The sequence below is a fragment of the Kosakonia sp. CFBP8986 genome, from assembly GCF_034044935.1.
In the GTDB taxonomy this organism is placed as follows: Bacteria; Pseudomonadota; Gammaproteobacteria; order Enterobacterales; family Enterobacteriaceae; genus Kosakonia; species Kosakonia cowanii.
Genome location: NZ_JAXCXB010000001.1, coordinates 652780 through 668545 on the forward strand (window position 1 = coordinate 652780; position 15766 = coordinate 668545).

A 15766-nucleotide genomic window follows, 5' to 3' on the forward strand; every position below is an offset into this window, starting at 1 on the left:
GTTGATGAAACAGGGCGCAGCCGAGGCGGCTATCCTCAGCGCACCAGTGTGAGCAGATCCAGCAATAATTTTTCGGCCGCATCGCCCGCAAGCTCGGCATCAACCGGCAGATACCACCAGTTAGCCTGCGCAAAAGGACGACACTTAACGGCATCTTTTTCCGTCATCACCAGCGTTTCACCGGGCTGAAGCAGCGCGTCGACATCCTTCTGTGCCAGCGCCTGGTGATCCGCCAGCGCCACGCTGCGCTTAAGCGTTGCGCCACACTCAGCAAGGGTAGCGAAAAAGCGCGGAGGGTGGCCAATTCCCGCCATCGCGACAATCTGGCCAAGCTCGTTTACCGCACGGCGCTCGCCCGTCAGCAGATTGACCGCCAGACCTGGACGCAAACGCATGGCGATTTCGCCTGCCTGCGGCGTACCGCCGTTGGCAATCACCGCATCGACGGTTTTCAGGCGCGACGCGCGTTCACGCATCGGCCCCGCAGGCAGCCACCAGCCATTGCCGAAGCGCCGCACGCCGTCTACCACCACAATCTCTTTATCACGCGCCAGCCGATAGTGTTGTAAACCATCGTCGGTAACGATCAGCTGCAGCGGATGCTGCGACAATAAAGCGTTGACCGCTTCACATCTGTCAGGCGAAACCACCACCGGCGCGCCGGTACGCTTATAAATCAGCACCGGCTCATCTCCCGCCTGCGCTGTTGACGTTTCAGGCGTCAACAGCAGCGGATAGCGATCGGCTTTACCGCCGTAGCCGCGCGAGACCACTCCCACGCGGATACCGCGCTGCTGTAGCTGCTCGACCAGCCAGATAACCACTGGCGTTTTACCATTGCCGCCCGCCGTCAGGTTACCGACAACGACCACCGGCACCGGGGCGCGCCAGGCTTTTTTTAATCCGATACGATAAGCAAACCGGATTGCGCCACTCACCAGGCCATAGAGCCAGGAGAGCGGCAGCAGCAACAGCCACAGCGGGGATTCACCGGACCAGATACGCGCGATCATTCGCCAAACTGCATCTTATGAAGTTGCGCATACGCCCCGCGCTGCGCAAGCAGCTCGGTATGGCTACCGCGCTCGACGATGCGGCCATCTTCCACCACCACAATTTCGTCGGCCTGTTCTATGGTCGACAAACGGTGCGCGATGACCATCGAGGTGCGGTTTTTCTGCAGCTCATTCAGCGCCGCCTGAATGGCGCGCTCGGACTCGGTATCGAGTGCAGAGGTCGCCTCATCAAGGATCAGGATCGGGCTGTCGCGCAGCAACGCGCGGGCGATAGCGATGCGCTGACGCTGACCACCAGAGAGGAGAACGCCATTTTCACCAATGATGGTATCGAGACCGTTATCCATCTTATTGATGAAGTCGAGGGCATAGGCCATCTCGGCGGCACGCTCAATCTCTTCACGGCTGTACTCTTCCGTACGCGCGTAAGCAATGTTGTTCGCCACGGTGTCGTTGAAGAGGTGGACGTTTTGCGAAACCAGTGCGACCTGATTACGCAGTGAGGAGAGCGTATACTCGCGCAGGTCGTGACCATCCAGCAGGATTTCACCCTCATCAATATCGTAGAAGCGCGTGATCAGGCTGGCCATGGTGGTTTTACCTGAGCCAGAGCGCCCTACCAGCGCGACGGTTTTACCGGCCGGAATGGTGAGATTGATATTACGCAACGCTGGGGTTTCACGTCCGGGATAGGTAAAGGTCACATTGCGGAACTCAAGATCGCCACGCGCACGTTCAATATTGCGGCTGCCTTCATCTTTCTCTTGCTCGCTATCGAGGATGGCAAACAGCGTCTGGCAGGCCGCCATTCCGCGCTGGAACTGCGCGTTGACGTTGGTCAGCGATTTTAGCGGACGCATCAGTGCAATCATTGACGAGAAGACCACGGTGATAGTACCGGCCGTCAGCGTCGCCATGACGCTCGGGAAGCTCGCGGCATAGAGCACAAAGGCCAGCGCCAGAGAAGCGATAAGCTGAATAATCGGGTCGGAGATGGAGGAGGCCGAAACCATTTTCATCCCCTGCAGGCGCATTTTGTTGCTGACTTTGTCAAAGCGGCTTGTTTCCACTTCCTGCCCGCCAAACATCAGCACCTCTTTGTGCCCTTTCAGCATCTGCTCTGCGCTGGTGGTCACCTGCCCCATGGTGTTTTGCATATTCTTACTGATGCTGCGAAAACGTTTGGAGACAACGCGAATGGCGATCGACACAATCGGTGCCAGCACGATCAGAATCAGCGACAGCTGCCAGCTGTACCAGAACATCATGATAAACAGCCCGATGATTGAGGCACCTTCGCGCACAACGGTGATCAACGCGCCGGACGACGATGACGCCACCTGCTCTGAGTCATAAGTAATGCGTGACAGCAAGGTGCCGGTGGACTGTTTGTCGAAGAAGGAGACCGGCATGCCCATCATATGGCTGAACAGGCGACGGCGGATGGTCATCACCACTTTGCCGGAAACCCAGGAGATGCAGTAACTCGAAATGTAGCTGGTGATGCCGCGCAGGATCATCAGGCCAATTACCACCAGCGGCATCCATAGCAGCACTGAGCGATCCGTTTTACCAAAACCATCGTCCAGTAACGGTTTGAGGAGCGATAACATGAAGGTATCGCTGGCTGCGTTGAGGATTAACGCGATCGCCGACACGATCAGCCCCGCTTTAAAAGGCGCAATAGTCGGCCATAGACGGCGGAATGTCTGCCATGTAGAGAGATCTTTGTCGTTATGCATTCAAAAAACCAGCACTTGTTGAAATAGCCGCATATTCTACCCGTTATCTTGGGGGACGCCAAACCACTGATGATACCAACGTGGTAAAAGTTGATCGCGTAAGCTGTGGATTTCCCAGCCCTGAGGCGAAAATGAAACTGTGATCTGCCCCTGGTGAGGCGTGTCGTACCACTGATAGCCCTGCTGCTGGTAACGTTTTTTAACCTTCGCCGAGGGCAAGCGCCAGGCGTTATAACGCGAAGCTGACGCCAGTGCCGCCGCGCCGCCGACACGCTGTATAAAGGGCAAGGTCGAAGAGCTCTGGCTTCCGTGGTGAGGCACCTGCATCAGTGTAGCCTGCAAATGCGCCCAGTAATGGCTGAGCATCGCCATCTCCCCCTGCCCTTCAATATCACCGGTGAGCAGCACGCTGTAGCGTCCATCCTCTACCTTCACCACGCAGGAGCGGTTATTGCCCTGCGAGCGTGTCTCTTTTAGTGGCCAATGCGCGGTAAAGGTTAATCCCTGCCATTGCCAACGCTCGCCGCGAAAACAGGGCGCATGCCCTGCCCAACCAATGGGGCTTCTGATCCACAACTGCGGCCAGACCTTCAGCAACGAATCCAGGCCGCCGCGATGATCGAGGTGATCGTGACTGAGAATTATCCCTTCCGGCCGCAGCCCGTGCCAGCGCAGCCAGGGCGCGATCAACTGCGCGCCACTGTCTCCGCCGGGCCACGCGGTACCGGTATCATACAGCAGCGCTCTTCCCCGACGCTCTATCACCATCGCCAGGCCCTGCCCGACATCCAGCATATGCACTGACCAGTTATCAGGCCGCGCGCTGCGCCAGGCGGGATAAGCGAGCAGTGTCAGGCAACCCAGACAGATGGCAGGGAGCGTGCTCCACAGGCGAAAGCGTAGCGCAATCAGTAGCAGCCAGGGCGCAAAGGAGAGCCATTGCCAACGCGTGTCTATATTGACCCAGCCGGGCGGTAACCCGCGCAAAAACGTAAACAGCGCCTCCAGGCTCATATCCGCCAGCGCCCAGCAGAGCGACTGCAAAACCATGGAGCCGGACAGATGCAGCAGCATCCCGGCCAGAATAAGCGGCACTGTCACAAACGTCACCAGCGGGACGGCAATCAGATTCGCCACCAGCGCGCTCAGGCTCAGACCATGAAAGATAGCGAGCTGCATCGGCAGTAAAAGCAACAGCATCCCGACCTGCAGATGCAGCAGGTTTAGCGCGCCTCGCCCGAGCCGCGTGCGCACCTTCAGCGGCGCAGGAAACCACTGAAACCAGAACAGCAAGGCTGCAACGGCAAAGGCGGAGAGCCAGAGACTATCGGAGAGCACAGCCAGCGGATCGATAAACAGAATCGCGGCCACGCAACATATCCACACCTGCCAGGGCGACCACTGCCTGCCGGAAAGACGCAGCAGCGCCCAGACGCAAAGCGATATTGCCGTGCGCAGCGCTGGCGGTTGTAACCCCGTAAGCCAGGCGTAGCAGACCGCGCAAACTAGTCCGGTTAAGAGTGGAAAACGCCAGTTAATGCAGTGCGCAGGTAAGAGAAGCTGTACCGCTCTGGCAAACAACCAGCCAAGCATCGCGGCCAGCGCGATATGTAAGCCGGAAATCGCCATTAAATGCGCGGTTCCCGTCTGACGGAAGGTCTCCTTTATCTCCGGGCTGAGCGCTGTGCGCTCACCCATACCGAGCGCAAGAATAACGGCTTTCCACTGCCGTTCAGCCAGCACTTCGCTCAGCGAGTGAAGATAGTCTGCACGCCAGCTGCAGCGCGATTGCAGTAAGCTGGCATCGATAAAGCGACCGGTGAGCGGCTGATGCGAGGCCAGCGCGTAGCGCTGTGCATCAAATCCCCCTTCGTTCAGCTGCCCGTGAACGGCCCGCGCGCGGATAGTCATTGCCCAGCGTTGCCCGGCGCAGGCCGGAGCGGGCAGATATTGCCCGTAGAGCGTAATGCCCGGCGCGGCAAGAAGCCGCTTACCATCAAGACGCAGGATTTTCCCCTGGTGACGGGCCGCATTATCGCTGTGAGTAATTTCAAACTCGATGTGCCGATGTGCGGCTGGCAGATGCTGGGCCAGCCAAACAGCCTGCATTGCGGCAAGGATCCCCCACGCAAAAAAAAGCAGCGTCATGCCAGCGTAGCGCAATACGAGGTAGCGTTGGCAACCCAGCAGAAATCCAGCAATGATGGCGCACCAGAGTGTCCTTATGCCCGGCAGTGCCGGCAGCCATGCAAGCGGCATAATCCCGAGCGTAATACAGGCAGCCAGCGCGGTCAGTCTCATCCTCACCTCCGTGTTATGAGGCGCAGTATGAGATGCAGAGATAGCGATGTCAGGAGCGTTTTCCGCGGTTTGCGGCGCGTGTCGGGGGGTGTTTACAGGGTTACACTACAGCGACATATTTTTGCGAGGCAGGCCGAAAAAATTAGCGATGCTAAAAACGAAAAAAGCACCCCAATGGGTGCTCTTTCGACGAGTAAACGTTAGCGTTGGCTAAGGCTTATTCATAAATATTGGCGCGGTCACGTAATTCTTTACCCGGCTTAAAGTGCGGAACGTATTTACCTTCCAGATCCACTTTATCGCCTGTTTTTGGGTTACGCCCGGTGCGTGGTGCACGATAGTGCAGGGAGAAACTGCCGAAACCGCGGATCTCAATGCGCTCGCCCTGGGCAAGAGTAGAGGCCATATGCTCCAGCATCTCTTTCACTGCATCTTCAACAGCTTTAGCCGGAATATGCGATTGCTGGCTTGCAAGTCTTTCGATCAATTCTGACTTGGTCATGATTGCTCCGGTCTCCTTCAACGCAAGGTTAGCTTAGTAGCTTGAACAAGGGCGGCCGTAGCCGCCCTTTGTCATTGATTACAGGACGAATCTTGTAATCTGTCAAGTTGCTCATCATCAATTGCGCTATAACGGTCGACTTACGTCGCGCTACAGCGCAAATGAGACAGCGTGCTTGATTACTCGCCTTTAGCTGCTTTGAAAGCTTCAGCCATAGCGTTAGAGAAGTTGCCTTCTTCCTGTTTGTTGTTAACAGAAGCGATTGCATCTTTCTCGTCAGCTTCGTCTTTCGCACGAACAGACAGGCTAACTACGCGGTTTTTACGGTCAACGCCGGTGAATTTAGCTTCAACATCGTCGCCAACATTCAGAACCAGAGTTGCGTCTTCAACGCGGTCACGGGAAGCTTCAGAAGCGCGCAGGTAACCTTCAACGCCGTCAGCCAGTTCTACGGTTGCGCCTTTAGCGTCAACTGCAGTGACTTTACCGTTTACGATTGCGCCTTTCTTGTTCAGTGCAACGTAGTTGTTGAACGGATCTTCTGCGAGCTGTTTAACGCCCAGGGAGATACGCTCACGCTCTGCGTCAACCTGCAGAACAACGGCTGCGATTTCGTCGCCTTTTTTGTATTCACGAACTGCTTCTTCGCCTGCAACGTTCCAGGAGATGTCAGACAGGTGAACCAGGCCGTCGATACCGCCGTCCAGGCCGATGAAGATACCAAAGTCAGTGATAGACTTGATTTTACCTTCAACGCGGTCGCCCTTGTTGTGGGTTTCAGCGAACTGCTGCCACGGGTTGGATTTGCACTGCTTCAGGCCCAGGGAGATACGACGACGTTCTTCGTCGATATCCAGAACCATAACTTCCACTACGTCGCCAACGTTAACAACTTTGGACGGGTGGATGTTTTTGTTGGTCCAATCCATTTCGGAAACGTGAACCAGGCCTTCGACGCCTTCTTCGATTTCAACGAAGCAGCCGTAGTCGGTCAGGTTGGTCACGCGGCCAGTCAGCTTGGTGCCTTCCGGGTAGCGTTTAGCGATAGCAACCCACGGATCTTCGCCCAGCTGTTTCAGGCCCAGAGATACACGGGTACGCTCGCGATCGAACTTCAGCACTTTAACAGTGATTTCGTCGCCAACGTTTACGATTTCGCTCGGATGCTTAACGCGTTTCCATGCCATATCAGTGATATGCAGCAGGCCGTCAACGCCGCCCAGATCAACGAATGCACCGTAGTCAGTGAGGTTCTTAACGATACCTTTAACTTCCATGCCTTCCTGCAGGTTTTCCAGCAGCTGATCGCGCTCTGCGCTGTTTTCGGATTCGATAACCGCACGACGGGAAACAACAACGTTGTTACGCTTCTGGTCAAGCTTGATTACTTTGAATTCAAGCTCTTTGCCTTCCAGGTGCAGAGTGTCACGGACCGGACGAACGTCTACCAGGGAACCCGGCAGGAACGCGCGAATACCGTTGAGCTCAACAGTGAAGCCGCCCTTGACTTTGCCGTTGATAACACCGGTAACAGTTTCAGCGTCTTCGTAAGCTTTTTCCAGCGTGATCCAAGCTTCGTGACGTTTCGCTTTCTCACGGGACAGCAGGGTTTCACCGAAGCCGTCTTCTACTGCATCCAGAGCAACGTCAACTTCGTCACCAACCTGGATTTCCAGCTCGCCCTGGGCGTTTTTGAACTGCTCAGCCGGAATGGCGGACTCAGATTTCAGACCGGCGTCAACCAGTACGATATCTTTGTCGATAGCAACAACAACACCGCGGACAATGGAACCCGGGCGGGTTTCGATTTCTTTCAGGGACTCTTCAAAGAGTTGAGCAAAAGATTCAGTCATATTGATAATCTTCAGGATTCTTCAATTTAACGTCCACCTGGCTTCATGCCGGATGGGGTTGTTTCACATGCCTGCTCACAATCCATTGCAGCAGGGGGTACTACGAATTCGGTCGCATATGTTATGCGAGAGCCAACTTTTGGCGGGCGTATTGTAGCGCTTTTTCAATCACTTGCTCAATGCTTAAGCGGGTAGAATCCAGCACTAAAGCATCGGCAGCGGGAATCAGCGGTGCAACAGGACGATTACGATCGCGGTCGTCTCGTTCCTTTATCTCAGCCAAAAGGCGTTCAAAGTTAACACTAAAGCCCTTCTCCTGCAACTGTAGCATGCGGCGATGCGCACGCTCGTCCGCCGAGGCGTCGAGGAAAATTTTTACTGGCGCATCGGGGAAAACCACCGTGCCCATATCGCGGCCATCGGCAATAAGACCGGGCGCTTCACGGAAGGCGCGCTGGCGACGCAACAGCGCCTCACGCACGCGCGGGAACGCAGCAATCTGCGACGCGGCATTGGCCACTTCCTGGGTACGAATTTCGCCGCTGACATCTTCGCCTTCGAGGATCACTTCCAGATGACCGTCGGTTGAGACAAAACGCACATCAAGGTGCACGGCGAGCGGCACCAGTACATCTTCCGAAGAGACATCAACGTGATGATGCAGTGCGGCCAGCGCCAGCACACGATAAATTGCGCCTGAATCTAACAGATGCCATTGCAACGCTTCCGCCATTGCCTTGCAAAGCGTGCCTTTTCCCGCACCGCTTGGCCCATCAATGGTGATTACCGGGGCAATTGCCGTCATCTTTTTCTCCTTAATCAAGGCATATCGTTATATAACGCCGCGCATTATACGCGCCAACGCGCACGAAAGTTACTGCTGCGTGCGAATAACGAAAGAGTATGAGGCTGAGTGTAGATTAATTGCGCGGGAGTACGGGCTGATTTGCACCAGCCCGGAATAAAACTTACTTCTTGCTATCTGCGGCGATACGGTCGCGGATATGCTTCGCACGCTCAGCTGACGGCGGGTGAGAATCAAACATCGATTTCTCAGAACCGGCATCCAGCTTCGCCAGCTTGTCAAAGCTGGTAACCAGACCCTGACGGCTGATGTTACGTTTTTTCAGCAGATCGTAGGAGAAATCATCCGCTGCGGACTCCTGGCTACGGGAGAAGGCAGAGTTGATCAGGTTCTCACCCAGATCGCCCAGCTGAGACTGGGAGAGCTGTGCACCTGCCGCGCTGCTGGCGGAGATCGCATCACGCGCGGCCAGTGTGGCATACGCGGTTTGCATCGCTTTACGGCTATGACCCAGCGCAACGTGGCCCATTTCATGGCCCAGAACCGCTTCAACTTCGTTGTTGGTCATCATGTCCATCAGACCGCTATAGACACGAATACAGCCGTTCGCCATCGCCCACGCGTTCACTTCTTTGGTCATATAGACTTTGTAAGTGACCGGCGTGCCATCGATGTTGTTGCCCAGCGCTTTAGCAATCTTGTTCAGACGCTTCGCGTAGGTGCTCGATGCAGGCGCGATGGTGTTTTGCTTGTCCATCTCAGCACATGACTGCTCAGAAAGCGTTTTCACATCCGCGTCGCTCAGCGTCGCCGCTTTATAAGCAGACATACCGGATTTGGTCAGCGCATCCGTATCAATACCACCCATGTTCTTACAACCAGAGACAAGCGTTGCTGCTACGAGGCAGCTAAAAATCATTGTTTTTTTCATTGACAGTCCATGTATTAACTAACTGAATTGAGGGAAAGAGTCCCGCGCAAATGGTAGCACAGCGCAACGGCTTTTCACCCTCTTAACAATGGCAGGTAATTGCGCCCCGCAGAGGATGCGGGGCGGTAAGAACATCAGGCAAGCGTACTGATACGCGCTAACTGCTCGAAGTAATCCGGGAAAGTTTTCGCCGTGCATTTCGGATCGAGAATGGTGACCGGCGTATCCGACAGCGCCACCAGCGAGAAACACATCGCCATGCGGTGATCGTTATAGGTGCCAATCTCTGCAACCTGCAGCGCAGCTGGCGGCGTCACGCGAATAAAGTCTTCGCCCTCCTCCACCGTTGCGCCCACTTTGCGCAGCTCCGTCGCCATGGCGAAGAGGCGATCGGTCTCCTTCACGCGCCAGTTGTAGATATTACGCAGCGTGGTAGTACCCTTCGCGAAGAGCGCCGTGGTGGCGATGGTCATCGCCGCATCGGGGATATGGTTCATATCCATATCGATGGCGTTCAGCTCGCCGCGCGAGCAGGCAATATAATCTTCGCCCCAGACTACGGTCGCGCCCATTTTTTCCAGCACATCGGCAAAACGAATATCGCCCTGCACGCTATTACGGCCAATACCGGTCACCTTGACTGTACCGCCTTTAATGGCCGCAGCCGCAAGGAAGTAGGAGGCAGACGAGGCATCGCCTTCAACCAGGTAGTGGCCCGGCGACTGGTAGTGCTGGCCGCCACGCACGACAAAACGCTGGTACTGCTGGTTATCAACGTCAACGCCAAAAGTTTTCATCAGATGCAGAGTAATGTCGATATAGGGTTTCGACACCAGATCGCCTTTGATGGTGATCACCGTATCCTGCGGCGCCAGCGGCGCAGTCATCAGCAGCGCGGTTAAGAACTGGCTGGAGACGCTGCCATCAACGCTCACTTCGCCGCCGTTGAACCCGCCGCGCAGGCGCAGAGGCGGATAGTGCTCCTGCTCAAGGTAGTCGATCTTCGCCCCGCCCTGACGCAGCGCGTCAACGAGATGGCCAATCGGGCGCTCTTTCATGCGCGGCTCGCCGGTCAATACCACGTCGCCGTCGCCCAGACAGAGGGCGGCAGCCAGTGGGCGCATCGCCGTACCAGCATTACCGAGGAATAACTCAACTTTTTCTGCCGCGTTCAGCGGGCCGCCCACGCCGGTCACTTCACAGCGGGTGCGATCGGCTGACAGCGTATAGTGAACCCCCAGCGTAGTCAGGGCATTAAGCATATGGCGAACATCGTCGCTGTCCAGCAGGTTGGTCAGCACGGTGGTGCCACGGGCAAATGCGGCAAGCAGCAAGGCGCGGTTTGAAACACTCTTTGAACCAGGCAGATTGATGGTGCCATCCACGCGCGCGATGGGTTGTAACGTCAGGGATTCCATGAAACTTCACTCTCTACGGACAAAATAAAACCCCGCAGCGGGGCTACGGGGATCGTCATTACTGCATTAACCGTGACGGCGTTCGAACTCAACCATAAAGTCCGTCAGCGCCTGCACGCCCGCCAGCGGCATGGCGTTATAGATGGAAGCACGCATGCCGCCCACCACACGGTGGCCTTTCAGCGCGTGCAGACCAGCGGCGAAGGACTCTTCGAGGAAGAGTTTATCGAGCGCGCTGTCAGCCAGTTGGAAAGGCACGTTCATGCGCGAGCGGTTCGCCTTAGCCACATCGTTACGGTAGAAATCACTGCCGTCGATCACGCCATACAGCAGATCGGCTTTTTGCTGGTTGATGCGGTCCATTGCCGCCACGCCGCCCTGCTGCTTCAGCCATTTGAACACCAGGCCGGAGAGGTACCAGGCAAAGGTCGGCGGGGTGTTGAACATTGAATCGTTATCGTTAAGCACGCTGTAATCAAGGATCGACGGGCAGGACTGGTGCGCCTTACCGAGCAGATCTTCACGTACAATCACCAGCGTTAATCCTGCCGGGCCAATGTTTTTCTGCGCACCGGCGTAGATCACGCCAAAGCGGCTGACATCAAGCGGAGCAGAAAGAATGGTAGAGGAGAAATCCGCGGCCACTACTACATCGCCAAAGTCCGGCGTTTCGTCAATGGCAATGCCGTCGATAGTTTCGTTCGGGCAGTAGTGCAGATAGGCTGCGTTGTCGCTCAGCTGCCAGTCGCGCATCGGTTTAACCGCGCGCAGGCCGTCGAGAGTGGTTTTGGCATCAATGACGTTTGGCGTGCAGTACTTCTTCGCCTCTTTGACTGCGCTGGCCGCCCAGTAACCGGCATCGACATAATCCGCGGTGGTTTTATCACCCAGCAGATTGAGCGGAACGCCAGCGAACTGGCCGCGCCCGCCGCCGTGACAAAACAGCACTTTATAGTTGGAGGGGATATTGAGCAGATCGCGAAAATCCTTTTCTGCCTCTTCCGCCACCTGGATAAACTCTTTGCCACGGTGGCTGATTTCCATCACCGACGTGCCGAGACCTTGCCAGTCGCACAACTCCTGCTGAGCCTGCTTAAGCACATCCGCCGGTAATACGGCCGGGCCAGAACTAAAATTGAAAACCTGCGTCATTTCCCCTTACCACCCTATAAAGCAAAACGTTTTTCCTGTGACATCGGTTTTATCATTCACCGCCACAGGCCGCAACGAGTAATCAGAGGCAGGGGAAAGTTGTGCGTCCCATCACATAGCAGAATGTTTTGTCAGTCGAAAGCAGATCCGATAAAAACCCTGTTATGTGACGCGAATCGCCCTGCTGGCCTTCGACCATTCCGGATTTGCGCAGCGCGGGCAGGCTTTTTTTTCACCCGCCTGCAACGCAGAAATTTTACTGCAGCGGACGCAAACATAATCGCCCGCTTCCGGCACGGTGATAAAACGCTCGCTGCACCCCTCCGGCAGAATGCAGAGCCCGGGTTTGACCTCTTCATCAATGTAGTAATAGACGCTGAGTTGGCCGTTGGTCTCCATAATCGCCAGCCGCACCTGCCCGAGCTGTTCGACGCCGTTGTTGCGCAGCTCCATAAAGAACTCAAACTCTGTCATGTTCTCTTTATGCAGCCTCTCCCACTCCAGCTCACCGTCTTTAATAATGACGATCGGCTTGCCCTCGAGCAGATCCTCCAGCTTTTCGCTATGCGACATCAGCCACATCACCAGACGGTAAAGCAGCGCGAGGGTAATAAAGACCACCAGCACCGGCAGCATGGGGACATCATCATAGAAAGCGACGTCCCCCGCCGCAGAGCCAAGGGTCAAAATAATCAACACTTCAAACAGCGACATCTGTCGTACGCCGCGTCGGCCAGTGATTTTGAGGAACAGAAAAACCAGTACAAAGGTGTAGAGACTGCGCAGCGCCACTTCGCCCAGAAATTCGAGGGGAACCTTGTCGAGCGCCATGCGATGCAGGTCAAACGCTTTCATTTTTAATGCCTTAACAGTGAGTTACTCCTGATAAGCATAGCCAGAACTTTTATTTTCGCCGCACCACTAAGGACGATAGCGCCTGCCACGTAAAACCCGTATCATTGCGCGCTTTACGTACGAAAAAAGTGACCGCCATGACTCAAACATTTATCCCCGGTAAAGACGCCGCGCTGGAAGACTCCATCGCCCGCTTTCAGCAGAAACTGACCGATCTCGGTTTCAATATTGAAGAGGCCTCCTGGCTAAACCCTGTGCCAAACGTCTGGTCGGTGCATATCCGCGATAAAGAGTGCGCGCTCTGCTTTACCAATGGTAAAGGCGCCACGAAAAAAGCGGCGCTGGCCTCCGCGCTCGGCGAATATTTCGAACGTCTCTCCACCAACTACTTCTTTGCTGACTTCTGGCTTGGCGACGCCATTGCCAAGGGGCCGTTTGTCCACTATCCGAATGAGAAGTGGTTCCCGCTGCCGGAAGATGACTCGCTGCCGGAAGGCATTCTCGATGCGCGTCTGCGCGCCTACTACGATCCGGAAAACGAACTGGCCGCCGGTATGCTGATTGATCTGCAATCCGGTAATGAAGAGCGCGGGATCTGCGCCCTGCCCTTTACCCGCCAGTCGGATGAGCAGACGGTCTATATCCCGATGAATATCGTCGGCAACCTCTATGTCTCCAACGGCATGTCGGCGGGCAATACCCGTAACGAAGCGCGCGTGCAGGGGCTGTCTGAAGTTTTCGAACGTCATATTAAAAACCGCATTATCGCCGAGAGCATTAGCCTGCCGGAGATCCCGCAGGAGGTGCTGGCGCGCTATCCGGGCGTGGTCGAAGCGATTGCCAAACTGGAAGCGGAAGGTTTCCCGATCTTTGCCTATGACGGCTCGCTGGGCGGTAACTACCCGGTGATCTGCGTGGTGCTGTTCAACCCGGCGAATGGCACCTGCTTCGCCTCGTTTGGCGCGCACCCGGACTTCGGCGTGGCGCTGGAGCGTACGGTGACGGAACTGTTGCAGGGCCGCGGTCTGAAGGATCTGGATGTCTTCACCCCGCCGACCTTTGATGATGAAGAAGTGGCGGAACACGCTAACCTTGAAACGCACTTCATCGACTCCAGCGGTCTTATCTCCTGGGATCTGTTCAAACAGGATGCCGATTATCCGTTTGTCGACTGGAGCTTTGCCGGCACTACGGAAGAGGAGTTCGCGACGCTGATGAGTATCTTCCAGAAGGAAGATAAAGAGGTTTATATCGCGGATTATGAGCACCTGGGCGTCTATGCCTGCCGTATTCTGGTGCCGGGCATGTCTGATATCTATCCGGCGGAAGATCTGTGGCTGGCGAATAACACCATGGGTACCCACCTGCGTGAAACGATCCTCTCCCTGCCTGGTAGCGAGTGGGATAAAGAGGCCTATCTCGATCTTATCGCCCAGCTGGATGATGAAGGTCACGATGACTTTACGCGCGTGCGCGAGCTGCTGGGTCTGGCGACGGGCAAAGATAACGGCTGGTACACCCTGCGCATCGGCGAGCTGAAAGCGATGCTGGCGCTGGCGGGCGGCGATCTCGATCAGGCGCTGGCCTGGACCGAGTGGACGATTGAGTTTAATGCCTCGATCTTCAGCCCAGAGCGTGCCAACTACTACCGCTGCCTGCAGACCCTGCTTCTGCTGGCGCAGGAAGAGGAGCGCCAACCGCTGCAATACCTGAACGCTTTTGTGCGCATGTATGGCGCGCAGGCCGTTGAAGCCGCCAGCGCCGCCCTCAGCGGTGAAGCGCCGTTTTACGATCTGCAGCCTGCCGACGGCACGCTGCAGGCGTTCCCGGCTCATCAGGCACTGTTAGCCGCTTACGAAAAATTACAACGTGCGAAAGTCGCTTACTGGTCTAAGTAACGATAAATAACACTACAACAGGTAGGCTTATTCGCAAGTCTACGCTATATTACGGGGCAATTTTATTGCCCCTTTTTTATTATATTTTGGTGATGAATCTTAAATGTAATATTTACGTTAATCGTGGGTGAATATAATTATATTCGCAGCGCGAATATTGTTACGTCTAATGGCAATTACTCCATATTAATTAACCGTTAACGGAGGATCGCACAAAAAAATTCAACGCTTCTTATAAATTTTAAAATTTATTTTTATTTTGATAATCAACACGTTACTCCGCTTTAGCAGAAAAACCATACGCTTTGCGGGCCTATAAGCCAGGCGAGATATGATCCATATCAAATTGTCTTCTATAATGCTTTGTTAGTATCTCGTCGCCGACTTAATAAAGAGAGAGTTAGTGTGAAAGCTGACAACCCTTTTGATCTAATACTTCCAGCAGAGATGGCCAAAGTGGCCGAAGAAGCTGGTGTCTATAAAGCGACTAAACATCCGCTTAAGACCTTCTACCTGGCGATTACTGCCGGTGTGTTTATCTCCATTGCATTCGTTTTCTATATAACGGCTACCACCGGTACAGCAACCATGCCGTATGGCATTGCGAAACTTATCGGCGGCATCTGTTTCTCACTTGGGTTGATTCTCTGCATTATCTGCGGCGCCGACCTCTTTACCTCCACGGTGCTGATTGTTGTGGCGAAAGCCAGCGGGCGCATCACATGGGGGCAACTGGCTCGAAACTGGATCAACGTTTACGTTGGTAACCTGGTGGGTGCGCTGCTCTTCGTCTTATTAATGTGGCTGTCCGGCGAATATATGGTCGCCAACGGCGGCTGGGGCTTAAACGTATTGCAGACCGCCGATCACAAGGTGCACCACACCTTCGTTGAAGCGGTGGCGTTGGGTATCCTCGCCAACCTGATGGTCTGCATGGCGGTATGGATGAGTTACTCCGGCCGCAGCCTGATGGATAAAGCAATGATTATGGTGCTGCCGGTAGCGATGTTTGTCGCCAGCGGTTTTGAGCACAGTATTGCGAACATGTTTATGATCCCGATGGGCATCGTGATTCGCAACTTTGCAAGCCCGGAGTTCTGGACCGCCGTTGGTTCCAGCCCGGAAAGTTTTTCTCACCTGACCGTAATGCACTTTATTACCGACAACCTGATCCCGGTAACCATCGGGAACATCATCGGTGGAGGCTTACTGGTCGGGTTGACATACTGGGTCATTTACCTGCGTGGCAACGATCGTCACTAAAGATCGTTTCAGGCAGTAAATAAAAAATCC

12 protein-coding genes are annotated in these 15766 nt (G+C 55.1%); 2 read left to right on the plus strand and 10 right to left on the minus strand.

Going from position 1 to position 15766, the window contains the following annotated elements:
* Window positions 1-35: 35 nt before the first annotated feature.
* The 10 genes from lpxK to SOM48_RS03100 form a co-directional block, all read right to left on the minus strand.
* The gene (gene lpxK / locus SOM48_RS03055; RefSeq protein ID WP_320511413.1) at window positions 36-1013 is read right to left on the minus strand and encodes a tetraacyldisaccharide 4'-kinase; all 978 of its coding nucleotides are present in this window, start codon (window positions 1011-1013) and stop codon (window positions 36-38) included.
* Window positions 1010-2758: a lipid A ABC transporter ATP-binding protein/permease MsbA gene (gene msbA, locus SOM48_RS03060; protein WP_042714223.1), complete on the minus strand. Its 1749-nt coding sequence runs from the start codon at window positions 2756-2758 to the stop codon at window positions 1010-1012. Before msbA ends, lpxK begins: the two co-directional genes overlap by 4 nt.
* Before the next feature lie 36 nt (window positions 2759-2794).
* Window positions 2795-5059 (minus strand): ComEC family protein, encoded by a 2265-nt coding sequence (locus SOM48_RS03065; RefSeq protein WP_320511414.1) that lies wholly within the window; start codon window positions 5057-5059, stop codon window positions 2795-2797.
* Between the two features lie 217 nt (window positions 5060-5276).
* Window positions 5277-5561, minus strand: coding sequence for an integration host factor subunit beta (ihfB, locus tag SOM48_RS03070; protein ID WP_007374142.1), 285 nt, complete (start codon window positions 5559-5561; stop codon window positions 5277-5279).
* Window positions 5562-5740: 179 nt separating this feature from the next.
* Window positions 5741-7414 (minus strand): 30S ribosomal protein S1, encoded by a 1674-nt coding sequence (gene rpsA, locus SOM48_RS03075; protein WP_023481457.1) that lies wholly within the window; start codon window positions 7412-7414, stop codon window positions 5741-5743.
* A gap of 121 nt (window positions 7415-7535) precedes the next feature.
* The gene (gene cmk / locus SOM48_RS03080; protein WP_139567611.1) at window positions 7536-8219 is read right to left on the minus strand and encodes a (d)CMP kinase; all 684 of its coding nucleotides are present in this window, start codon (window positions 8217-8219) and stop codon (window positions 7536-7538) included.
* Window positions 8220-8382: 163 nt separating this feature from the next.
* Window positions 8383-9150, minus strand: a complete 768-nt coding sequence (gene loiP / locus SOM48_RS03085) for a metalloprotease LoiP (protein WP_023481474.1) — start codon at window positions 9148-9150, stop codon at window positions 8383-8385.
* Window positions 9151-9284: 134 nt separating this feature from the next.
* Window positions 9285-10568 (minus strand): 3-phosphoshikimate 1-carboxyvinyltransferase, encoded by a 1284-nt coding sequence (gene aroA / locus SOM48_RS03090; RefSeq protein ID WP_289743009.1) that lies wholly within the window; start codon window positions 10566-10568, stop codon window positions 9285-9287.
* A gap of 66 nt (window positions 10569-10634) precedes the next feature.
* Window positions 10635-11720, minus strand: coding sequence for a 3-phosphoserine/phosphohydroxythreonine transaminase (gene serC, locus SOM48_RS03095; RefSeq protein WP_023481286.1), 1086 nt, complete (start codon window positions 11718-11720; stop codon window positions 10635-10637).
* Between the two features lie 162 nt (window positions 11721-11882).
* The gene (locus SOM48_RS03100; RefSeq protein ID WP_320511415.1) at window positions 11883-12575 is read right to left on the minus strand and encodes a DUF421 domain-containing protein; all 693 of its coding nucleotides are present in this window, start codon (window positions 12573-12575) and stop codon (window positions 11883-11885) included.
* A gap of 137 nt (window positions 12576-12712) precedes the next feature.
* Here SOM48_RS03100 and ycaO point away from each other — a divergent pair, with 137 nt between their 5' ends.
* Window positions 12713-14473 carry a 30S ribosomal protein S12 methylthiotransferase accessory factor YcaO gene (ycaO, locus tag SOM48_RS03105; RefSeq protein ID WP_320511416.1) on the plus strand — a complete coding sequence of 587 codons (1761 nt, stop codon included), beginning with the start codon at window positions 12713-12715 and terminating at the stop codon, window positions 14471-14473.
* Window positions 14474-14878: 405 nt separating this feature from the next.
* Window positions 14879-15736, plus strand: coding sequence for a formate transporter FocA (gene focA, locus SOM48_RS03110; RefSeq protein ID WP_139567605.1), 858 nt, complete (start codon window positions 14879-14881; stop codon window positions 15734-15736).
* The last annotated feature ends 30 nt before the right edge of the window (window positions 15737-15766 follow it).